The organism is Rhizobium sp. 05L419 (assembly GCF_056397845.1).
In genome coordinates, this window is sequence record NZ_JBFTOF010000026.1 from 23,777 (window position 1) to 44,714 (window position 20,938).

Below are 20,938 nucleotides of genomic sequence, written 5' to 3' on the forward strand. Positions count from 1 at the left end.
GAGGCAGCCTCGCTATTGGCGAGACTGCCGTTCGATCCCTTTAGCTGGCGACCCTGTCGGAGTAGGTCTTCTGCTCATAGTGATGACCGAAGCGGCTCTTCAGGAAGGCATCCAGGCCAATATCCTCCTGGCGGATGAAGCCCCTGGCAGGAAGGACGCCCTGCGTCAGCATGTCGAGGACAGCACAAATGCTGCATGCCGTGGTAATCTGGATTGCGCTCATCATGCGGCCGCCGATGACGCCGCTATAGACCTTGTTGGCATATGTTTCCTGCACCAGTCGGCCCTCCTTGCGACCGGAGACGGTCACGAAGATGATCACGACGTCCTGCATCGTCGATGGAAGTGCGTTCTCGAAAATATCCTTGAGCACCTCGCGACGATGGCGCAGCCCCAGATCGTTCAGCAATGCCTTCATGATGGCAGCATGGCCGGGATAGCGGATCGTGCGATAGTTCAGCGTCCGAACCTTGCCTTTCAGGGTCTCGCAGAGCGTCCCCAGCCCTCCCGAGGTGTTGAACGCCTCGTAGGTAACGCCATCAAGTGAGAACTCTTCGCGTTCTTCAAGCGCCGGAACCTTGATCAACTGTCCTTCGACGATCGCCTCGCAGGGCTCGATATATTCGTTGATGACGCCGTCGGTGCTCCAAGTCAGGTTATAGTTGAGCGCATTGGACGGATACTGTGGCAACGCGCCCACACGCATGCGCACGCTGTCGAGCGTGTCGAAGCGGCTGGCAAGGTCATTGGCAACGATCGAGATGAACCCCGGTGCCAGGCCGCATTGCGGAATGAACGCAGTGGCGGCGGTCGCAGCGATTGCCTTGACCTGGCGAGTGGATTCAACATCCTCCGTCAGGTCGAGATAGTGAACGCCGGCCTTGGCCGCCGCTTCTGCAATCGGGATCGTGAGATGATACGGCGCAGCACTCAGAACGGCAAATTTGCCAGCAAGCAGACGTACCATCGCGGCGCTATCGGAAATGTCGATCTCGGCAAGCGCAATGGCATCATGCTTTTCGATCTGCGAAAGCTGTTCGGCACTCCTGTCCGCCAAAGTGACGTGATAGTCCCCGGAATAGGCAAGCAACCTCGCAATCGTCGATCCGATCTTGCCTGCGCCCACCACAACCACATTTCGCATTTKAACCTCCTCTGCCCGCCAATCTTTATGCTTTTTTTATTCAGTCTCCGCATGTTGAATCCAAGCGCCAAAACGAATAATTCTACTAACTAATTTGAACAGAGCGACGTCTGGATCTGACAATATGACGTTGAATGAGAAAGATCGGGATCTTCTGGCGCTATTGAGCGAAAACGCTCGGATGCCGGTTGCCCTGCTTGCACGCAAGCTCGGCCTGTCGCGCACAACCGTACAAGCAAAGATTGAGCGCCTGGAACGCGACGGCGTCATTTCAGGCTATGGCGTGCGCCTGTCCGATGATTTCGAAAGGGGGCTCGTCAGGGCGCACATACTCATTACGCTCGCCGCAAAATCGCTAGGCGGCGTGACACGCGACCTCCATGCCATCTCCCATGTCCGATCGGTCTTTTCCGTCAGCGGAAGCTTCGATCTGATCGCCATCGTCGCGGCGAATTCCATCAGCGAACTGGACAAGATCATCGATCAGATCGGCGAGATTGAAGGCGTGGAAAGAACGCTGTCCTCGATCATATTGTCGACACGCATTGATCGCTAGACCACCCCAACAGCCGATCAGCACAGATGCAGTGGCGGGCTGTCGTCAGGTTGTGCCACCGCGGCTTCAGTTCTTGAAGACAAGGCAGATCCTGTTGCTTTTGCGAATTTGAGCGCAGACATCGTTCGCCTCCGCCCTTGTCTGACGCGCGATGCGGGTCACGTAGCGCGGGCGGTAGCCGAAACTCCGGTCGCGTTGCCGCAGAATAAGCGGCCGTTCCTGATTGAGAGGCGGCGGCAGCCGCTGCACCGCCTCCAAGAAGAGCTGGCGGGCGACATCGGGGTTGGCGTGCGCTGCAAGCTGCACCCCCCAGGGTGCCCATGTACCCTCCGTTTGCCAGGCCGGCTGACCCCAATTGCGGCTGTCAGCGAGTGCCACACAGCCTTCGACGAAGGGCCGATCCTTGTCCAGCGCGCGCGCTGGCACATCCGAATGACTGGATTTCCAGTCATCGACACTGCGGGCGGTAATCGCCATCACGTAGCTGCGTGTCTCGGACGGCAGGTTGCCGCCACCAAGATAGTTCGACAATCCGTTCTCGCCCGCATTGTAGGCGGCAGCGGCCAGTCCGAGATTGCCGAAGCGGTCGCGAAGTTCATCGAGATATTCCGCCGACTTCTGCAAAGCCTCCAGCACATCGTAGCTGTCCTGCAGGCCACGCAGCTTTGCCGTCCCCGGCATGAATTGTGCGATGCCCTGCGCGCCCTTGTAGCTCAGTGCATCCGGACGAAATCGGCTCTCGCGCCAGATCAGTCGTGCAAAAAAGTCCGGCGGCAGATCGTGATCAACTGCAGTGCGCTCGATTGCCCCACAGAGATCGCTAACAAAGCTGTCCTTTCGAATACAGAGCATTTCCCGGGACGCGGCAATTGACCGGGTATAGAGGCAGGCGGCCGAAGCCGGGACCTGAGGCGGCTCGGCGCGCGAGATCGAAGCCGAAAACAGAAAAAAGAGCAGAAGGGTCAAAGCCTCAACTGCCCGAAGGTCGATAGTGTCGCGCCGATTTCCCGCTGTCATGTGGTTCCGGTGCCGCTGCTGCAACACCGCCATCGAGTAGCACCTGGCCGCTTATACCATTTCTTTCGCCGATTGCAGTCAAGACATCGCCGTTGAAAGCAGCGACCGTCGGCGATCGGCTAGGCTGTGGAACCCCAGCGCGCCGTGCAGGTGAGCGTTATGCTGTGTGGCCCTTCCAGATCGGCGTCGTGGCGCTCGATCAGGTCCACGACCGCGTCCATGAACGCAGCGTGGTCGAGGCTCAGCGTGGTCAGGTCGTTGCAGTCCCAGGCGGCCATGGCGATGCCGTCCTGCCCGACGATTGCGAGGTCATCGGGCGTGTTCTTGCCAAGCACGCGGCGCGCCGCATCCCGAGCGCCGATCGCCATGACGTCGTTGCCGCAAATGATGGCATCGACCTTCGACCGGTGCAGCAGCATAACCGCCTCCTTGAAGCCGGAATCATAGCTGTAGTCGCCAAAGGCCTCGGCCTCCAGCGACAGGCCGCGCTCTGCAAGCGCGTCGGCGAACCATTTGCGGCGCAGCTTGTCGATCCAGCTCGACTTCGTGCCGGAGAGATACGCAAAGCGCTTCTTGCCGTCGCGGACGATCTTGTCGATGATTTCGCCGGCCGCAGCGGACCCGTCGATGCGGATGTTGGAGACGTTTTCGTTTTCCAGCGGCTCGAACGAAACGATAATCGGCTTCGTCGTGTGAAAGATATCGACGGCATCCTGCATCGAGACCATGTCGGAGAAGACCACGACGTGGTCGACCTGATAGGTGGATGCGAGGCGCATCAGTTGCAGCCGGTCGTCATGATCTGCGCAGCAAAGGATGATCGGGAGAAGCTGTCGGGCCTGCAGGCGGTGAACGAGAAGCTGTTGCTCCTCGGCTTCGCAGGGGTTCCCGATCGCGTTGACGACGAGCGCGACGAGACGGGAGCGCTGGTTGTTCAGCGAACGGGCAATCGCGTTCGGCTGATAGCCGTATTCGCGGGCAACCGCGAGAATACGGTCGCGGGTTGCGCTGCTGATCCTGGAATCGGGCGAAAAGGCGCGCGAAATAGTCGCGGAAGACACCCCGGCCAGCTTTGCCAGTTCCTTGGAGGTGATCCGTCGCTTGCTCATTCCCGATATTCCACGCGTTTATGTCGCGATCCTGACGGATGCCCCGTCGGCTGCTGCCGATTCTTTGATTGCATCCCACAGCCTGGCGAATCGCAAGCCCATTTCAACGGAGCCTGTATTTTCCATCGTGCCGGCGCGAATGGCGAGGAAGTTCTTCATCGGATTGCCGAGAATCTCGGCCTCCTCGCGGGGCTCGTTGGTGCGATCGACGCTGATCTCGCGCCAGCCGCCCCATGCGTCGATCCGCACGATCGCCTTGGAATAGAAGAAGGTGATGTAGGAAGCGCAGCCTGGAGGACCCTTGCCTGCCGCCGTCAGCGTCGCCAGCGCACCGTTGCGCAAACGCGCGGAGACGGCAGTGGCAATATCCACCTTCTTGCCGTGATTGTTCATATAGGCGGAGACACTGTCAAAATCCGAATTCGCAAGCAGGCAGACGGTGTTCATCATGTGCGCGCCGGTGTCGAACATGAACCCACCGCCGGAGATCTCGGGCTGCTGCTTCCAATGGCCGTCGTAGTTATCAGACCAGCTCTCCCAGATCATGCCCGAGATGGCGATCAGATCTCCAAACTCGCCGGCCAGCGCGCGCTTGCGCGTATCGATCACCAGCGGAGAAAGGCCGCCCTGGAACGCGGTGACGATTGTCACGCCACTCTTCTTCTGGGCGGAAATCAACCTCTCTGCCTCTTCAACTGTGGTGACCATCGGCTTTTCCAGGAAAAGGTCGAGGCCGGCCGCGGCAACCGCTGCGGCCTGTTCGCCATGGAAAGCATGCGGGGTCGAGACATAGATTATGTCGAGGTCATCTCGGCACGCAGATAGCATCTCCCGATAGTCCTCGAAGCTCTTCGGCTCCGGACTTCCCGCAGCGACGCAGACGTCGATTAGGCGCTGGCGCGAGGAGGAAACCGTGTCCGCGAGGGCAACGAATTCGATCTCGGGCATCGCAGCCCAGCTCGCCGCATACTCAGCCGCCTTCAGGCCCGCGCCGATGACGCCAAGCCGCGATTTCTTTGACATGACAAATCCTCCCGAATGCAGATTGTATACGATTACACAAACGAAATCACGAAGGCAAGTTCTATTTAACTCTATAAAATCAAGCTGATGAATGATGCCTCTGGTTGAGATCAAAAATCTCCCTTGCCTCATTTCAGAATGCGTGTACATTTTTTCATGCGGTGCTGGAGGGCGCTGCGGAACCAATAGGGAGGACTTCCGTTGAAGAAGACGGTCATTGGTGGCCTGTGCGCCATTTTGCTCAGCGCCGTGTCGACGCTCGCACATGCCGAGACAATCAGAATTGCAAACCACGGCCAGGCCGGCATCGACGCCATGAAGTCGACGGTCGAGGCGATCGAAAAGAAATACGGGGTGACCGTCGAGGTCATCGAATACCCTGCGCCGGACAAGGATTACCTGACGAAGCTGCTCACAGAGCTCGGCGCGGGCAACGCTCCGGACCTCTTCTCCATCCCGACGACGGCTGCCGTGGCCGATATGGTCGCTGCCGGTTACCTTGCTCCGGTAACGAAGGAAATCACCGCCTGGGACGGTTACGCCAACTTCTATGACGTCGCCAAGCAGCTCGCCGTCAGCCCCGATGGCCAAACCTATGTGATGCCGTTCATGCTCGGCATCCAGGAGATCTATTTCCGCAAAGACGTTCTCGAAAAGGCCGGCATCTCGACCGAGCAGCCGAAGACCTGGAAGGATCTCCTCGATCGTGCCGCCGAGGTCAAGACGAAGACTGGCGCCTATGGCCTGCTCTTCCCTGCAGGCGTTTCCTGGGGCAGCGGCGCTTTCGACGAAGGCTTCCAGCACCTTCTCGTTGGCTCCAAGACGCCGCAATTGGTCGATGCCGATGGCAAGCTCGATCTCGGCGGTGAAGGCATCAAGGACGTGTTCGGGGTCTACAAGGAGCTGATCGACAAGGACCTGATGCCGACGCAGCCGCTCCTTGGACCTGAACCCTGGGTCGTTCCGAAGTATGAAATGTTCCCGCAGGGCAAGCTTGTGGCGACCACTTGCGGTTCCTGGTGCTACATCTTCGACTGGGGTCGAGAGAGCAAGAACCCGATCCCTGACGTGACCAAGATTGTCGGCACCTGGACCGTTCCGGGCCAGGACAGCGGCCAGTATGTGCTGGCCAACCTTGCTGCTCCTTGGGCCGTCAACGCAAAATCGGCAAACGTCGCACTTGCCACCAAGGCGCTGATGGAAATCGGCTCGGTGGAAACCCAGGTTTCCTATGCAGCGCGCATCGGCAATATTCCGGCCAGCAAGGATGCGGCGAAGAATGCCGAATTCCAGAAGCTGACCGAACTGGTTCCGATCCACGCAGCGGCCGGCAACGGCGTCTTCCTCAAGCAGGCGTCCGGTTTCGGCACGGTCGCCGAGGGTGTCGCCCGCGCGACGGAAGCCCTGCTGCGCAAGGAAACCGATGCCGCCGGCGCCCAGAAAATCCTTGTCGATTATGTCAAGGAAACGCTCGGCGACGAGGCGGTCAAGTAAGCCTCGGGCTTTCCAACTTCCGCCCAAGACGGAGGCGCGGCCCATTTGCCGCGTCTCCGCTCATTCGACAAGGTTGTGAGCTTCATGGTCCTCAATTCTCACGAAAGACGCGTCGAGCGTCAGCTTCTCGTGATCCTGCTGCCATCGCTGGTGCTGCTTCTGGCCTTCGTGATCTATCCGGCACTGTATTCCGTCTATCTGAGCTTCACCAACGAAGCGCTGACGGGGGCTGCGGCACTTCGGCCGCGCTTTGTCGGCATGCGGAATTATGCCCGTCTTATCAACGACGCGAAATTCTGGAACGCGCTGCTCGTCACCTTTTTCTTCGTGATCGGTTCGGCCGTGATCGGCCAGTTCGTTCTCGGCCTGATCTCGGCGATCGCGCTGCGTCGGAACATTCGCTTCCGGCAGATATTCTCTTCCATCATCCTCTTGCCGAACGCAGCACCTGAGGTCGTCGCCGGCTTCATGTGGATTTCCATGCTGGCGGGCGGCGAGCACGCAACGCTCAGCCGTATTGTGAGCTTCTTCGGCGTTACGCCTGCCGATTGGCTGCAGGTCTTTCCCCTGTCGATGGTCATCATCGTCAACACCTGGCGCGGCATCGCGACGGCAATGATCCTTTTGACCGCCGGCCTCAGCACCATCCCCAACGAAATCTATGAGGCTGCCCGCATGGATGGCGCGACACCTTCGCAGATGTTCCGCCGCATCACGTTGCCGTTGATGATGCCGACAATCCTGCTTTACATGCTGATCTCCGCTGTCTCGACGATCGCCGTGTTCGGCCTCGTCTATGCCCTGACGCGCGGTGGTCCGGGTGGCGCGACAGAGGTGATCAGCATTTACATCTACAACCAGTCCTTCACCTCCTTCCAGCTTGGCTACGGAGCAGCCGTCGCGGTGGTCGCCCTTTTGATTTCGCTCGTCCTCGGCATCGGTTATGTCCGGGCCATGAAAGTGGAGGTCTGACATGGCCGCGATGTCTCCCACAGAAAATGCCAACAAGACCCGGTCGGATCTGCTTGCCTATGCGACGCTGTCGCTGATCTCGATCTTCTGCGCTGTCCCCTTCTTCTGGGTGTTGCTGGCATCGCTTGATGCAAACGCACAGCTGTTTCTGCGCTGGCCCGAACAGTGGACTTTGGCCAACTATGTCAGGGTCTTCACCAAGGAAGACGGGGCAAGGTGGCTGTTCAACTCCCTTTTCGTCGTTGGCGGGGCGACCGTTCTGGTCATGGTGCTCGCCGGTCTCGGCGGCTATGCGCTGTCGCGTACCCGCGCCTGGTGGAAGCTGCCGTTCCTCTATGCCATCCTSCTGATCCGYGTKCTGCCGCCGACRGCRCTCGTCGTGCCGCTCTACAAGTTCCTGCTGACGCTGAACAACATGGAGGGCGCCATTCTTCGGCCGATCCTTGGCGAATACGCCCGACCGATCATGCGCTGGACGGGTTTCATCGACGGCTATCTCGGACTGATCCTGGTGCTCGCGACCATGCAGCTGCCGCTGGCGCTGTGGATCATGAAGACCTTCTTCGATGGCCTGCCGCGCGACTATGAAGAAGCCGCGCTGATGGACGGCGCAACGCTCATGCAGCGTATTCGCAGGGTGCTGATCCCGCTGGCCCTGCCGGGTTTGGCCGCCGCCGGGCTGTTCGCTTTCATGTCGGCCTGGGGCGATTTCCTGCTGCCGCTGATCTTCCTGTCGTCTCCGGAGCTGCAGACGCTGCCGCTCGGTCTGTTMCGCGCGTTCCTGCGCATCAACGAGATCGACTACGGCCTGCTTGCAGCCCTTGCCTTCATCTACCTCCTGCCGGCCGTGATCGCCTTCGGCTTCGCGCGGCGCTTCCTCGTCCAGACCTTCGCAGGCGGCGTCAAAGGCTGATATCCAGAAAGAGTTTCAAAGATGATCAATCTCAAGAATGTTCGCAAATTCTACGGTGCGCTGGAGGTCATCAAGGGCGTCGACATCACCGTGGAGGATGGTGAATTCGCGGTTTTCGTCGGCCCGTCCGGCTGCGGCAAGTCCACGCTGCTGCGCATGATCGCTGGCCTTGAGGGGATAGACGGTGGTGATCTCGTCCTTAACGGCCGGCGCATCAACGATGTGCCGCCCGACAAGCGCGGCATCGCCATGGTGTTCCAGTCCTACGCCCTTTATCCGCACATGACGGTCGCGCAGAATATCGGCTTCTCGCTGAGCCTGAAGAAGGTGCCGGAAGCGGACATCCGAAAGCAGGTGGAGGGTGTGGCCGAGATTCTGCAATTGACCGACTATCTCGATCGCCGGCCGGCGGCCCTCTCCGGCGGCCAAAGACAGCGCGTCGCGATCGGCCGTGCGATCATCAAGAAGCCGTCGCTGATCCTGTTCGACGAACCACTTTCCAATCTCGACTCCGCCTTGCGCGTTCAGATGCGCGCAGAATTACAGCGCCTGCACCGGGAGCTCAAGGCAACGGTCGTTTATGTCACCCACGATCAGGTCGAGGCCATGACGATGGCCGACCGCATCGTCGTCCTGAACAAGGGGCTGGTCGCCCAACAGGGTGCGCCGATGGATCTCTATCATCGACCCGACAACGAGTTTGTCGCGACTTTTATAGGCTCACCGCGGATGAACACGATTCCGGTGACGGTCACCAGGCCGCAGGCAGGCGAACTGCGCGCGCAAAGCCCGATCGGCCTTGCATTGCACCTTGCAGATAAAGACGGCGCGGTGCCGCAAGGTGAAGCCACGCTCGGCATTCGGMCCGAGCACTTCAAGATCGCGCCCGACGGGCAAGGAAACTTCACCGCCGACGTCGTCATCGTCGAGCGCCTCGGCGTCGAAACCTACATGACGGTAGGATCGCCGGAGCAGCCGATCGTCGTACGCGCCGAGGGCGACGTTGCTGTACGACCCGGCGATCGCGTCTCCCTCATCGCAGACGCCTCCGCCTGCCATCTATTCGATTCTGCAGGGCGGGTCGTCCGCCAAGCCCAAGCTTCATAACATCGAGGACATCATGACAATCAAGGTCACCATCTGGAACGAGGGGCGCCACGAGCAACTGCACAAGGAAGTGCAGGCGATTTACCCCGACCGTATCGACGGCGCGATCGCCGCCGGCATTGAGCATCCCGACTTCGAGATCCGCCGGGGGACACTCGACGATCCCGACGAGGGTCTGCCCGATTCCGTCCTCAACGATACCGATGTGCTCATCTGGTGGGGTCATATGGCCCATGAAGACGTCAGCGACGGGTTGATCGATCGCGTGCAGCAGCGCGTGCTCAAGGGCATGGGGCTGCTGATCCTGCATTCGGGCCACCACTCCAAGCTCTTTCGCCGCCTGATGGGCACGAATGCAAACCTCTCTTGGCGCGAGTCGCCTGATGGAGACCTTGAACGGGTCTGGGTGGTCAATCCCTCCCATCCGATCGCTGCGGGCTTGCCGCCCTATTTCGAGGTCAACGCGTCGGAGATGTACGGAGAACCCTTCGACATCCCCCAGCCGGACGAACTGGTGTTCATTTCCTGGTATTCGGGCGGTGAAGTTTTCCGAAGCGGCTGCACCTTCCAGCGCGGACGTGGGCGCATCTTCTTCTTCAGCCCCGGCCACGAGACCTATCCGATCTACCACGACAAGACCATTCACAAAGTCATCTCGAATGGCATCCGCTGGGCAAAACAGACCCATACAGACGGCCGCATCCTGGAGAACTGGCACCGGGCGGAGCCGATCCACGGTCGTCCGATCAAAAAGCCCTAAAACTTCAAGGCGCAATTTGCGGTGAGAGCACAAAGGGCGCAGACGATCGGTTTGCGCCCTGGCAAGCGTTGGAAAACGCCGACCTGTTGTATTCCATCTTCAAGCGGGCCAATTTGACATGACAGAAACGGGCGCCAGATTTGCCTTTGACGTCATGGGATCTGACCCCGGGCCAGGGTCCGGTGAATTCTCGCACAGGATGGATAAAATGCACCTCAACGACCCCTCTCTCTTTCGCCAGGCAGCCCTCATCGGTGGCAGCTGGATCGAAGCCGATCCGGCCGATGCGATCGCGGTGAACAATCCTGCGACCGGCGAGATCATCGGCCGCGTTCCCAAGCTCGGCGCGGCCGAGACCAAAGTGGCAATCGAGGCGGCGCGTCTTGCGCAGAAGGGCTGGGCGACACGCACCGCCAAGGAGCGCGCCGGCATCCTTCGCAAGTGGTTCGAGCTGATGATCGAAAACAAGGACGATCTCGGCCGCATCCTGACGCTTGAGCAGGGCAAGCCGCTGACTGAGGCCACCGGCGAGATCGTCTACGGCGCCAGCTTCATCGAATGGTTCGCCGAAGAGGGCCGCCGTGTCTACGGCGATCTCATTCCCGGCCACCAGCCCGACAAGCGTATCCTGGTGATGAAGCAGCCGATCGGCGTCGTGGCGGCAATCACGCCATGGAATTTCCCGAATGCAATGATTACCCGCAAGGCCGGCCCGGCCTTTGCTGCCGGCTGCGCCATGGTGCTGAAGCCTGCCTCGCAGACCCCGTTTTCAGCAATCGCAATCGCCGTTCTGGCCGAGCGCGCCGGACTGCCGAAGGGACTGTTTTCCGTCGTCACCGGCTCGGCGGCGGCCATCGGCGCCGAGATGACGGAAAACCCCACGGTGCGAAAGCTCACCTTCACCGGTTCCACCGAGGTCGGTGCCGAACTCTACAAGCAGAGCGCACCGACGATCAAGAAACTGGGGCTGGAGCTCGGCGGCAATGCACCGTTCATCGTCTTCGACGATGCCGATCTCGATGCCGCCGTCGAAGGCGCTTTGATCGCCAAGTTCCGCAACAACGGCCAGACCTGCGTCTGCGCCAACCGGCTCTATGTGCAGGAGGGCGTCTACGAGGCCTTCTCGCAGAAGCTCGGTGCAGCGGTCGGCAGGCTTAAGACAGGCAACGGCTTCGACGAGGGGGTCATCCTCGGACCTCTCATCGACAAGCCGGCGCTGGAGAAGGTCGAAGAACACGTGGCCGACGCACTCGCCAAAGGCGCAAGCGTGGTGCAGGGCGGCAAGCGGCATGCGCTGGGGGGCTCCTTCTATGAGGCAACGGTGCTGGTCAATGTGACGAAGGAGATGGCCGTCGCGCGCGAAGAAACCTTCGGACCGGTCGCTCCTCTCTTCCGGTTCAAGGACGAGGGCGATGTCATCGAACAGGCCAACGACACCGAATTCGGCCTTGCCTCCTACTTCTATGCCAAGGATCTGGCCCGCGTCTTCCGCGTTGCCGAGGCGCTCGAATATGGCATGGTCGGGGTCAACACCGGGCTGATCTCCACGGCAGAGGCACCATTCGGCGGCGTTAAGCTGTCGGGCCTCGGCCGCGAGGGCTCACGCTACGGCATCGAGGAATTTACCGAGATCAAATATGTCTGCCTCGGCGGGATCGGCTGAAGAGCGGGCGTAGCCCACGTCAGTGGCCGCAAGACAGTCGGGCGGCGCATCCGCCTGTCTGCAACCGTACGTCTTAGCCGCTGGTCTTCAGGCGCAAAGCAGCTGCCCTGCGATGCCCTGGGCCTTGCCGGCACCGGTCACCAGTAAAACGCTTTCCGTCCCAATTGATGAGAACTCTTCCTTCGAACCTGTCCCGCTTTGAGCGACCATGTCTTTGGTACCGCATGAACGGCTGCGTCCAGCTGTCCGGCCAAACGAAAAAAGCCTGCCGCGGGAGGAGGTGCGGCAGGCTTTTCAAAAGTAACCGAACAGCAGCTGGGAGGAGGAGTGCTGCTGTTCCCGCAAGAGCCCTTGGGAGGAGGATAGGGCCGCTTGCAAACACGAAGCTCTGCGGGAGGAGGTGCATCGCTTCGTTGAAATTGAATATACAGATGCTTCGCCCAAATGATAGGCACATTTATGCAGTACAGCTATGCGCCATGCGCGTGGCGCGCGGCTTATGGCTCAATGCGGCGTTCCTGGCCGTCTGGGACGCAAATCACCCGGCACGCTTTGGTCCCGTCGTGTTTTCTGCTAACACCCCGCCGACGGTAACAAGGAATTGCAGATGAGCGCGGCATTCTATCAGGACTACATCGTCGATCTGAGGTTGAGGATCGACGATCTTCAGACAGACCCTGACAGGTATCAGACCTACGATCTGACGATGGAACTGCTGGCACAACGCAACCTGGTAAGCTATGCCCTGAAGAGACAGCGCGGCCAGACCGACAGCCTGTTCTATCGGCGAGACACGACCAACGACCAGGGCGCGCAGATGCAGCAACAGACCGCCTATCGGCTGTTTGCAGGCTTTTTCGGTCTTGGCCAGTTTCTGGCCTCAACAGGACGCACCGATGGTCTTACCGAGCAGGGATTTGCCGAGACGCTGACGGCGGATTGGGAATATCCGACCTGTGCAGTGCATTTTACCTATCGGAAAAAGGGACAGCCGCAGACAAGCTCTATGAAAATGCTCTTCGTCGGGTTGAACGGTGATGCAGATGCAGCAGCTTACGAGCGCAGATTGGCGCGACAAGACCTGCTGGTCCAGGACCGGCCGTATTCATCCCCGGTTCTGTGGGAGTGGCAATGAAGCACTCAAGGCTTTGACTGCCTAGTCGAACGCAGGTATCGACGCGGCAGCCAAGAGCCCCTCTGACACGCCACGCAACAGCACGGCGATCTCCGGCAGAAAGTGACGCATCGCGGATCCCTTCCGCCAGCAGATGCCGATCTGGCGACTTGGCGATGAATCAGTGAAGCTCAAAAGCCTGATGTTTGCGCAAACGGCGTGAAGCGTGGCGAGCTCCGGCAGCAGCGTCATCCCGACCTCAGCCCCAACCATCTGGCGAAGCGTCTCGAGGCTGGTAGCGCGAAACGATGCGCGCTCGCTGGCACCCGCCAGACGGCAGACGTCCAGTGCCTGATCACGCAGGCAGTGACCTTCCTCCAGCAGCATCAGATTGTAACCGTTGAGGTCGCCAAGCGCGAGGTCCTTGCGCTCCGCCAAAGGGTGGGTGGACGGCACGGCGAGAAGGAAACGCTCCGTAAACAGAAGCTCTGTTGTCAGGCGATCGTCGCCGACCGGCAGGGCGAGGATTGCCGCATCCAGGTTACCGTCGTTGAGGCGCGACAGCAGGCCGTGGCTTTTTTCCTCGATTAGCAATGTTTCCAGGCCGGGAAACCTCTCGCGGATGCGCGGAACGGCATACGGCAGGAGATAGGGGGCAAGCGTGGGGAAGATGCCGAGACGAAGCGTGCCAACCTCCGGGTTGCGGCTGCGACGGGCCGCCGCTTTCATCTCCTCGATTTCGGCCAGGATGCGGCGTGCACGCTCGACGGTGTCCTGGCCGAAAGCCGTCAGCATGAGCGATCGCGACGCCCGCTCGATGAGCGGCGCACCGAGATCCTCCTCGAGCTTCCTGATCTGCATCGACAACGTCGGCTGGGCTACCTGGCACACCTGGGCAGCCCGGCCGAAATGCCGGTGGTTTGCAAGCGCGACCAGGTACTCCAGCTCGCGCAGGGTCATGGTGCGATCGAGCCGCTGCTTGTCATGCTGCCTTGACGGCGTCGGCGTCCGGCGCCGACGTGCGGATCAGATGGTCGAAGGCGGCAAGCGATGCTTTCGCTCCCTCTCCAAGTGCAATCACGATCTGCTTGTAGGGGACGGTCGTGCAGTCACCGGCGGCAAAAACGCCCGGAACCGACGTCTGGCCATGCTGATCGACGACGATCTCGCCGCGCGACGAAAGTTCGACAGATCCCTTCAGCCATTCCGTATTTGGCAACAGGCCGATCTGCACGAAGATGCCGTCGAGAGAAAGCGTGTGGCGCTGGCCGGCAACGCGGTTCTCGTAGACAAGACCGGTGACCTTCTGGCCGTCGCCCAGCACTTCGGTCGTCCTGGCCGACAACAGGACGTCGACGTTGGGCAGGCTCATTAGCTTGCGCTGCAAAACGTCGTCCGCACGCAGCTTGCTGTCGAATTCGATTAGCGTCACGTGGCTCACGATGTTGGCGAGATCAATCGCCGCCTCGACGCCGGAGTTGCCGCCGCCAATCACCGCCACGCGCTTGCCCTTGAAGAGCGGTCCGTCGCAATGCGGGCAATAGGCCACACCCTTGTTTCGATAGTGATCCTCGCCCGGGACACCCATCTGCCGCCAGCGTGCGCCGGTGGACAGGATGACGGTCTTTGAGCGCAGCGTCGCGCCATTGGCAAGCTCGACGGCGATCATCGCCTTGCCGGGAACGAGCTTCTCGGCTCGCTGCAGGTTCATCACGTCGACATCATAGTCCCTGACGTGTTCCTCAAGCGAGGCCGCCAATTGCGAACCCTCGGTGTGGCGCACCGAGATGAAGTTCTCGATCGCCATGGTATCCAGCACCTGACCACCGAAGCGCTCGGCGGCGAGACCCGTGCGGATTCCCTTGCGCGCAGCATAGATCGCCGCCGCCGCACCCGCCGGTCCACCGCCGATGACCAGCACATCGTAGGCTTCGCGATTGTTCAACCGCTCAGCGGCCCGGGCCGCAGAACGAGTATCGAGTTTGGCGACGATTTCCTCGGCCTCCATGCGGCCCTGTCCGAAGATCTGACCGTTCAGATAGACGGTCGGCACCGACATGACCTGACGGCTTTCGACCTCGGCCGGGAAGACGCCACCGTCGATCGCGACATGCTTGATGCGGGGGTTGAGGACCGCCATCAGGTTCAGTGCCTGCACGACGTCAGGGCAGTTCTGGCAGGAGAGCGAGAAGTAGGTCTCGAAGCTCAGGTCGGCGTCGATATCCCTGATCTGGTCGATGATCGCTTGTTCGGTGCGCGGCGGATGGCCGCCGACCTGCAGCAGCGCCAGCACGAGCGACGTGAACTCATGGCCCATCGGAATGCCTGCGAAGCGAAGCTGGATGTCATGGCCGGGGCTGTTTAGCGCAAAGGACGGCGTACGTTCACCGTCGTTGCGGCGCACGGTGACGGAAATCTTGTCGCAAAGCTCGACCAGTTGCTCCAGAAGCGTTGCCATCTCCTTCGACTTCGCGCTGTCGTCGACAGAGGCGATGATCTCGATCGGGCGCACGACCCTTTGCAGATAGGCTTTAAGCTGGGACTTCAGATTCTCGTCGAGCATGGACTACTCCGCTAAAAACAGATGGCAGCATCGCTTGGGTGCTTGATGTGGCAGGCGACAGCTGCCCTTCCGCTTGAAGAAGGGCAGCCTCTCAATTCAGGCGTCAGATCTTGCCGACGAGATGCAGGGATGGAGCCAGCGTCTTTTCACCCTCTTCCCACTTGGCCGGGCAAACTTCACCTGGATGTGCGCGAACATACTGGGCCGCCTTGATCTTGCGCAGCAGGTCGGCGGCGTTGCGACCGATGCCTTCCGCCGTCACTTCCATCGCCTGGATGACGCCGTCGGGATCGACGACGAAGGTCCCGCGGTCTGCAAGACCTTCGGATTCGCGCATGACGTCGAAGTTGCGGGTGACCGTACCGGTCGGGTCGCCCACCATCGTATACTGGATCTTGCCGATGGTTTCGGAGCTATCGTGCCAGGCCTTGTGGGTGAAATGGGTGTCGGTGGAGACCGAGTAGACCTCGACGTCGAGGCGCTGCAGCTCGGCGTAGTGATCGGCAACATCGCCGAGTTCCGTCGGGCAGACGAAGGTGAAGTCAGCGGGATAAAAGAAGAAGACAGCCCACTTGCCCTTGGTATCGGCGTCGGTCACTTCAATGAATTTTCCCTGCCGGAAAGCCTGCGCTTTGAAGGGCTTAATGGATGTGTTGATAAGGGACATGGGGACTCCTTTAAAATTGCTGCGAAGCGAAATGCCGCTTTCGCGCCGCAACATAAATGGAGGCCGACGATAAATGAAATAGATAAATTCTAAAATTTCGATAGGGAGCGTCTATCGGTCGCAACACCGATTGCTCGCTCGCGGCGCCGATTGCTCGCTCGCGAAGTGCCGCGACAGTGGCATAGCGAGGAACAGGTGTCCGGCCCTTAGCGGTCTCCTCGAGGGCGAGCCGCAGTGGACAGTTGCAGGCGCGCTCAGACAAGCCAGTCGCGCACCTGCCCTGGTTTTAGCGTCTAGACGGAACGCCCGAGACCGCCATCAACCCGGATGTTCTGACCAGTGATGTAGCCCGCACCCTCTGACGCGAGGAAGGCGACCGTTGCGGCGATCTCCTCGCTTTTGCCGTAGCGCTGCATGGGAACGGACTGGCGGCGATCATCGGTTGTCGGCAGGCTGTCGATCCAGCCGGGCAGTATGTTGTTCATCCGGACGTTATCGGCGGCGTAGGTGTCGGCAAAGATCTTGGTGTAGGAGGCAAGCCCCGCCCGGAACACGGCCGATGTCGGGAACATGGCGGAGGGCTCGAAGGCCCATGCGGTGGAAATATTGATGATCGTGCCCGATTTCTGCGCCTGCATGATCGGTGTCACCAATCTGGCCGAGCGGACGACGTTCATCAGATAGACGTCAAGGCCCTTGTGCCAATCCTCGTCAGTGATGTCTAGGATCGGTGCGCGCGGGCCATGTCCGGCGCTGTTGACCAGCACATCGATCCGTCCCCAGCTCTGCATTGCCAGATCGACCAGACGCTGGAGATCGTCGTTCGACTGATTGGAGCCCGTTACCCCAACGCCCCTCAGTTCTTTCGCCAGCGCTTCGCCTTTTCCGGACGAGGAAAGAACAGCGACCTTGAACCCGTCGGCGGCCAGGCGCCGGGCCGCATCGGCGCCCATGCCGCTGCCACCCGCCGTCACAAGTGCTACTTTTTCTACTGCCATGATCGTTGCCTTCCCGTGAGTGCGGCGCAATTGGCGCTATGTTTTCAGCTAATCCCGAACATGATATCATTGCGGATTGGCCTGTTCGAGCCAATTCCGTTGCCATCTACCAGTAGAATTTCTATTGCATGACCAAGCCGCTTCATCGCCTTCCGCCTCTCAACGCCCTGCGTGCCTTCGAAGTGGCCGCACGTCACCTGAATTTTCGGCTAGCCGCCGAGGAGCTCGGGGTGACACAAGGCGCCGTCGCACAACAGGTGCGCGGACTGGAAACCGAGCTTGGTTGCAAGTTGTTTCACCGCCTTCCGCGGGTGCTCGCATTGACGGATGTCGGACACGCCTACGCGGTCAGCATCAGACGTGCACTCGAACTGGTGGCCGAGGCGACGGCCACGCTCCGGCCCGAGCCCTTCCGCCTGACCATCAGCGTAACGCCCACCTTCGCCTCCAGATGGCTGATGCCGCGTCTGCCGAACCTCCTGGCAACCCATCCGGAACTCGATTTGCGCATCCTTGCCAGCGAACGCATTTCGAATTTCCAGTCCGATGCCGTCGATATTGCCGTCCGCCTGGCGCAGCCGCCGTTCGACACCCGACTTGTGGCCGATCTTTTGTTTAAGCAGGATCTGCTGGCTGTCTGCAGTCCGGCTTTGATGCCCTCGCAAGGCGCTCTGTCACCGGCTGAACTCGGCCGTTTCGTGCTGCTGCACGACACGCACGATCAATGGCCGGCATTCATCGAGACGCTGCTCGCAGGCACGCCGTCACCTGCATCGAAAAGCGTGCGCTTCAACCACACCTCCCACGCAATCGAGGCGGCCATTGCCGGCCAGGGAATGGCATTGGCCAGCAGCATCTTTGTCAACGAGGATATTGCCGCCGGACGGCTGGTGCGGGCTTTCGAACAAAAAATGCGTGCGAACACGGACTTTTACGTTGTGGCGCCGCGCCGGCCGCAAAATGCTCAATCAGTCGCCAAGGTGCGCGACTGGCTGTTGCGTCATGCTGAACCCTCGTCCTGAGAGCGGCTAGAACAATTCCAGCAAAAGTGCAGAGCGGTTTTGCGTTCTTCAGATCGAGGTGATGCGCCAGAAACAGCTCACAACCCGTCCTCACCGGAGCGCTCGATGGACTGCGCCAGAAGCTTGCCCAGAGCCGAAGCCGCATCCGACGTCTCCTTTTCTGAGCGCGAAAGCAGCATCAGCTTGCGCGGATTGAGCTTTGCGTCGCGAAGCGGCACGAATTTCAGCGTACCGTCGGCGATTTCCTGTTCGATGCCGACGCGAGTCTGCAACACCGTGCCGAGGTTGCGCTTGGCGAGATCGACCATGAGCCCGATCGAATTTGTGCGGGCCCGTTGCGTCAGATCGATGAAGGAGCGACTGAAGGCCTCCTCGATCCATGTGCCGAGCGTCAAACTGGAATCCGACAGGATGACGCGCTCGCCGGCGAGATCAAAAAGCTTGAGTTCATTCTTCCCGGCAAACCGGCTGCCAGGCAGAGCCAGAACGCCCAATGGCAAGGAGACCGTGGCAATCCGCCGAACGTTGCGGGGCGCCCGGATATCGAAGACGACGGCGAGATCGCATTCGCCCTCGGCAACCGCGTCGGCGGCCTGCTGCGAGCCCATCACGCGGACGTTCACGGTGATCGCCGGATGCCGCTGCCAGAATTCCTGCAGCGCTTCCGGCATCACCCCGCGCGATACGCTTTCGATTGCGGCAACCGACACCGTTCCCCGATGCAGGCCATGCAGGTCGTTGATCTCGCTGCAGGCGCGGTTCAGCTCCGAAAGACTGAGGCGGGCGTGATAAAGCATCAGCTCGCCAGCGCGGGTCAGCTTGAGGCGCTGGCGAAAGCGCTCGAACAGCGCGGTGCCGAGTTCATCCTCCAGCTGTCGCAGCATGCGGCTGACGGAGGAAGGCGCGACGTTGAGCGCCTGGGCGGCTTGTCGGACCGAGCCTAGCCTTGCGACCAGCTGAAAGTAGTGAATGCGTGTCGCGACAAGTCCCAGGCGGTATGGATCCATCAAAGCGTCTCGAACAGCTGCTGGATTTCCATTTCAGGCACCAGCACCAGCCCCTTGTCGGTGATGCGGATTTCAGGGATGACCGACAGCGGAATGAGGTTGAAGCCCATATAGGCGATGGTGCACTCGGCCTTTTCCCACTCGACCTTCAGAGCTTTCACCTCTTGCGCGACTTCGTGCACACGCTTGTCGGAGAGCAGGCCGGCGATCGGCAACGGCACCATGGCCGTCACCTTGCCGTCCATGACGACGCAGACGCCGCCCTGCTTTTCTTCGATTGCATCGAGCGCAATCTGCATGTCGCGCTCGTTGGTGCCGGCAACGATGATGTTGTGGCTGTCATGACCGACCGAGGAGGCGACCGCGCCTTTCTTCAGGCCGAAGCCGTTCAGCAGGCCATGCGCGACATTGCCCGGTGATTTGCCATGGCGCTCGACGACAGTCACAAAGCAGAGGCCGTGACGGTCGAAATGAGCCTGCCAATCGTTGGCGGGTTCCAGCGTGACCTTGGAATGGCCAAGGGTGATGCCGGGCAGTTCGGTTTTGATCGTGTGAGCGATCACGGTCTCGGTTGGCAGATCGGGCGTCAGTTTGAGGTTTTTCGGCAGCTTGACGGTGTGATAGGCGGCTTGCGGATAGCGGTAGGGCTTGGAGAGTGCCTCCTCCAGGATCGGCGTCACCTTCCGGTCTTCCACGACCAGTTCGCCGCCGTACCAGGTGTTGACCGGTGTCAGATCGTCCGTGAGCAGCACAAGGTCAGCACGACGTCCGCCGCCGCGGCCGCCGATTTCATTTTCCATGCCGAAACGTGTTGCGCCATGCAGCGACCCCATCGACCAGGCCTGTTCCGGTTTCATACCCGCCCTCACCGCTTCGCGCGTCACCCAGTCGAGGCCGAAGAGGAGCAGATCGTCGGCGTCGCGGTCGTCGGTGCAGACGGCGATGCGCTTGTGCGAGGCGCCAAGTTCCGTGATCGTCTTGATCGCATGCGGAAGGCTGTGCCACGGGGTCGTCGGCGGGCCGCCGCGCAGGAAAAGCCAGATGCCGGCTTCCAGCAGATCGTCGGCGATTTCGCGGTCGATTGCCTCATGCGTATCCGTCACGCCGGAGGCAGCATAGGCAGAAACGAACTCGCGGCCATAGACGTGGCCAGAGACCGGCCGACCGCGCTCAAGCGCGGCTGCAAGGATTGCATGGCTGCGCTCGTCGCCCATCGCTACCTGCACGAAGTCCATCTTCTCGCCAAGCGCCACGGCTTCCGGCCATTTGTCGAAAAGGGCCGCAATCTTCTCTGCAGTCAGATCGCCGCCTGCGGTTTCGAGTTGCACCGACGTAGCGGGCACGGTGCTCGGCACCGTGAGGAAGATCGAGAGCGGCGCATGGCGCGCATCCTCCAGCATCGCCTCGACACCGGCCACATCCATGACGTTGCCGATTTCGTGGCTGTCGCAAAAGATCGTCGTCGTGCCATTGAGAAGCGCAGCTTCCGCATAAGCGCAGGCCGTCACCATGCTGGATTCGATATGGATATGCGGATCCACGAGGCCGGGCGCAATGATGCCTCCGCCGGCGTCGTATAGCTTTGCCGAGCCGTTTCTGTAGCTGCCGGATGGTTTGACGGCAGCGATGCGCCCGTTGGAAACCCAGATTTCCTTGTCCCCAAGGAACCGCTCCGAATAGGTGGAGAGCACACGGGCTCCCTGGATCACCAGATCGGGTTCCTTTCGTCCGAAGGCGACATCGGTCAGCGTGCGCGTCAGCGTCGACAGCGGCTTCACGGAAAAACGGGTCAAAGTGCTCATGAAAACT

General features: G+C 60.5%; 19 protein-coding genes. 9 read left to right on the plus strand and 10 right to left on the minus strand.

Annotated elements, in window-relative coordinates:
- Positions 1-40: 40 nt before the first annotated feature.
- Entirely contained in the window at positions 41-1,144 is a 1,104-nt protein-coding gene (locus tag AC1DMK_RS25220; RefSeq protein WP_037060112.1) for a saccharopine dehydrogenase family protein, read from the minus strand.
- Positions 1,145-1,268: 124 nt separating this feature from the next.
- Between AC1DMK_RS25220 and AC1DMK_RS25225 the strand changes: the two genes are divergently transcribed.
- Entirely contained in the window at positions 1,269-1,700 is a 432-nt protein-coding gene (locus AC1DMK_RS25225) for an Lrp/AsnC family transcriptional regulator (protein ID WP_037060115.1), read from the plus strand.
- Positions 1,701-1,766: 66 nt separating this feature from the next.
- Here the strand turns inward: AC1DMK_RS25225 and AC1DMK_RS25230 are convergent, their stop codons facing one another.
- The 3 genes from AC1DMK_RS25230 to AC1DMK_RS25240 form a co-directional block, all read right to left on the minus strand.
- The gene (locus AC1DMK_RS25230; protein WP_037060418.1) at positions 1,767-2,717 is read right to left on the minus strand and encodes a lytic transglycosylase domain-containing protein; all 951 of its coding nucleotides are present in this window, start codon (positions 2,715-2,717) and stop codon (positions 1,767-1,769) included.
- Positions 2,718-2,836: 119 nt separating this feature from the next.
- Complete coding sequence (locus AC1DMK_RS25235; RefSeq protein WP_477863051.1) at positions 2,837-3,835, minus strand: LacI family DNA-binding transcriptional regulator; 999 nt, start codon at positions 3,833-3,835, stop codon at positions 2,837-2,839.
- Between the two features lie 9 nt (positions 3,836-3,844).
- Positions 3,845-4,849 carry a Gfo/Idh/MocA family protein gene (locus AC1DMK_RS25240; RefSeq protein ID WP_477862970.1) on the minus strand — a complete coding sequence of 335 codons (1,005 nt, stop codon included), beginning with the start codon at positions 4,847-4,849 and terminating at the stop codon, positions 3,845-3,847.
- Positions 4,850-5,050: 201 nt separating this feature from the next.
- On the opposite strand from AC1DMK_RS25240, the gene AC1DMK_RS25245 reads away from it, so the two are divergent.
- From AC1DMK_RS25245 to AC1DMK_RS25275, 7 genes are all read left to right on the plus strand, one after another.
- Entirely contained in the window at positions 5,051-6,343 is a 1,293-nt protein-coding gene (locus AC1DMK_RS25245; RefSeq protein WP_477862972.1) for an ABC transporter substrate-binding protein, read from the plus strand.
- Between the two features lie 84 nt (positions 6,344-6,427).
- Entirely contained in the window at positions 6,428-7,315 is an 888-nt protein-coding gene (locus tag AC1DMK_RS25250) for a carbohydrate ABC transporter permease (RefSeq protein WP_037060421.1), read from the plus strand.
- Between the two features lies 1 nt (position 7,316).
- Entirely contained in the window at positions 7,317-8,228 is a 912-nt protein-coding gene (locus tag AC1DMK_RS25255) for a carbohydrate ABC transporter permease (RefSeq protein ID WP_477862974.1), read from the plus strand.
- A gap of 21 nt (positions 8,229-8,249) precedes the next feature.
- Positions 8,250-9,335 carry an ABC transporter ATP-binding protein gene (locus AC1DMK_RS25260; protein ID WP_477862976.1) on the plus strand — a complete coding sequence of 362 codons (1,086 nt, stop codon included), beginning with the start codon at positions 8,250-8,252 and terminating at the stop codon, positions 9,333-9,335.
- Between the two features lie 13 nt (positions 9,336-9,348).
- Positions 9,349-10,095 carry a ThuA domain-containing protein gene (locus AC1DMK_RS25265; RefSeq protein WP_037060125.1) on the plus strand — a complete coding sequence of 249 codons (747 nt, stop codon included), beginning with the start codon at positions 9,349-9,351 and terminating at the stop codon, positions 10,093-10,095.
- Between the two features lie 208 nt (positions 10,096-10,303).
- Positions 10,304-11,758: an NADP-dependent succinate-semialdehyde dehydrogenase gene (gene gabD / locus AC1DMK_RS25270; protein ID WP_477862978.1), complete on the plus strand. Its 1,455-nt coding sequence runs from the start codon at positions 10,304-10,306 to the stop codon at positions 11,756-11,758.
- 607 nt (positions 11,759-12,365) lie between these two features.
- Positions 12,366-12,893, plus strand: a complete 528-nt coding sequence (locus AC1DMK_RS25275) for a hypothetical protein (protein WP_477862980.1) — start codon at positions 12,366-12,368, stop codon at positions 12,891-12,893.
- Positions 12,894-12,914: 21 nt separating this feature from the next.
- Here the strand turns inward: AC1DMK_RS25275 and AC1DMK_RS25280 are convergent, their stop codons facing one another.
- From AC1DMK_RS25280 to AC1DMK_RS25295, 4 genes are all read right to left on the minus strand, one after another.
- The gene (locus AC1DMK_RS25280; protein WP_477862982.1) at positions 12,915-13,832 is read right to left on the minus strand and encodes a LysR substrate-binding domain-containing protein; all 918 of its coding nucleotides are present in this window, start codon (positions 13,830-13,832) and stop codon (positions 12,915-12,917) included.
- Between the two features lie 22 nt (positions 13,833-13,854).
- Entirely contained in the window at positions 13,855-15,435 is a 1,581-nt protein-coding gene (gene ahpF, locus AC1DMK_RS25285) for an alkyl hydroperoxide reductase subunit F (RefSeq protein WP_477862984.1), read from the minus strand.
- Positions 15,436-15,538: 103 nt separating this feature from the next.
- Positions 15,539-16,102: an alkyl hydroperoxide reductase subunit C gene (gene ahpC / locus AC1DMK_RS25290; RefSeq protein WP_037060133.1), complete on the minus strand. Its 564-nt coding sequence runs from the start codon at positions 16,100-16,102 to the stop codon at positions 15,539-15,541.
- Positions 16,103-16,395: 293 nt separating this feature from the next.
- Complete coding sequence (locus AC1DMK_RS25295; RefSeq protein ID WP_477862986.1) at positions 16,396-17,100, minus strand: SDR family oxidoreductase; 705 nt, start codon at positions 17,098-17,100, stop codon at positions 16,396-16,398.
- 128 nt (positions 17,101-17,228) lie between these two features.
- Between AC1DMK_RS25295 and gcvA the strand changes: the two genes are divergently transcribed.
- Positions 17,229-18,122 carry a transcriptional regulator GcvA gene (gene gcvA / locus AC1DMK_RS25300; protein ID WP_477862988.1) on the plus strand — a complete coding sequence of 298 codons (894 nt, stop codon included), beginning with the start codon at positions 17,229-17,231 and terminating at the stop codon, positions 18,120-18,122.
- A 77-nt stretch (positions 18,123-18,199) separates the two neighbouring features.
- On the opposite strand, the gene AC1DMK_RS25305 is transcribed toward gcvA, so the two are convergent.
- Complete coding sequence (locus AC1DMK_RS25305) at positions 18,200-19,129, minus strand: LysR family transcriptional regulator (protein ID WP_477862990.1); 930 nt, start codon at positions 19,127-19,129, stop codon at positions 18,200-18,202.
- Positions 19,129-20,931, minus strand: a complete 1,803-nt coding sequence (locus tag AC1DMK_RS25310; protein ID WP_477862992.1) for an adenine deaminase C-terminal domain-containing protein — start codon at positions 20,929-20,931, stop codon at positions 19,129-19,131. The genes AC1DMK_RS25305 and AC1DMK_RS25310 overlap by 1 nt, the downstream gene beginning before the upstream one ends.
- Positions 20,932-20,938: the final 7 nt, after the last annotated feature.

Bases quoted from the DNA above. Each gene is read 5' to 3' on its own strand.
- AC1DMK_RS25305 (WP_477862990.1), bottom strand. From the start codon at position 19,129: ATGGATCCATACCGCCTGGGACTTGTCGCGACACGCATTCACTACTTT.
- AC1DMK_RS25275 (WP_477862980.1), top strand. From the start codon at position 12,366: ATGAGCGCGGCATTCTATCAGGACTACATCGTCGATCTGAGGTTGAGG.
- gabD (WP_477862978.1), top strand. From the start codon at position 10,304: ATGCACCTCAACGACCCCTCTCTCTTTCGCCAGGCAGCCCTCATCGGT.
- ahpC (WP_037060133.1), bottom strand. From the start codon at position 16,102: ATGTCCCTTATCAACACATCCATTAAGCCCTTCAAAGCGCAGGCTTTC.
- AC1DMK_RS25310 (WP_477862992.1), bottom strand. From the start codon at position 20,931: ATGAGCACTTTGACCCGTTTTTCCGTGAAGCCGCTGTCGACGCTGACG.
- AC1DMK_RS25280 (WP_477862982.1), bottom strand. From the start codon at position 13,832: ATGACCCTGCGCGAGCTGGAGTACCTGGTCGCGCTTGCAAACCACCGG.
- gcvA (WP_477862988.1), top strand. From the start codon at position 17,229: ATGACCAAGCCGCTTCATCGCCTTCCGCCTCTCAACGCCCTGCGTGCC.
- AC1DMK_RS25230 (WP_037060418.1), bottom strand. From the start codon at position 2,717: ATGACAGCGGGAAATCGGCGCGACACTATCGACCTTCGGGCAGTTGAG.
- AC1DMK_RS25220 (WP_037060112.1), bottom strand. From the start codon at position 1,144: ATGCGAAATGTGGTTGTGGTGGGCGCAGGCAAGATCGGATCGACGATT.
- AC1DMK_RS25295 (WP_477862986.1), bottom strand. From the start codon at position 17,100: ATGGCAGTAGAAAAAGTAGCACTTGTGACGGCGGGTGGCAGCGGCATG.
- ahpF (WP_477862984.1), bottom strand. From the start codon at position 15,435: ATGCTCGACGAGAATCTGAAGTCCCAGCTTAAAGCCTATCTGCAAAGG.
- AC1DMK_RS25250 (WP_037060421.1), top strand. From the start codon at position 6,428: ATGGTCCTCAATTCTCACGAAAGACGCGTCGAGCGTCAGCTTCTCGTG.
- AC1DMK_RS25225 (WP_037060115.1), top strand. From the start codon at position 1,269: ATGACGTTGAATGAGAAAGATCGGGATCTTCTGGCGCTATTGAGCGAA.
- AC1DMK_RS25265 (WP_037060125.1), top strand. From the start codon at position 9,349: ATGACAATCAAGGTCACCATCTGGAACGAGGGGCGCCACGAGCAACTG.
- AC1DMK_RS25240 (WP_477862970.1), bottom strand. From the start codon at position 4,849: ATGTCAAAGAAATCGCGGCTTGGCGTCATCGGCGCGGGCCTGAAGGCG.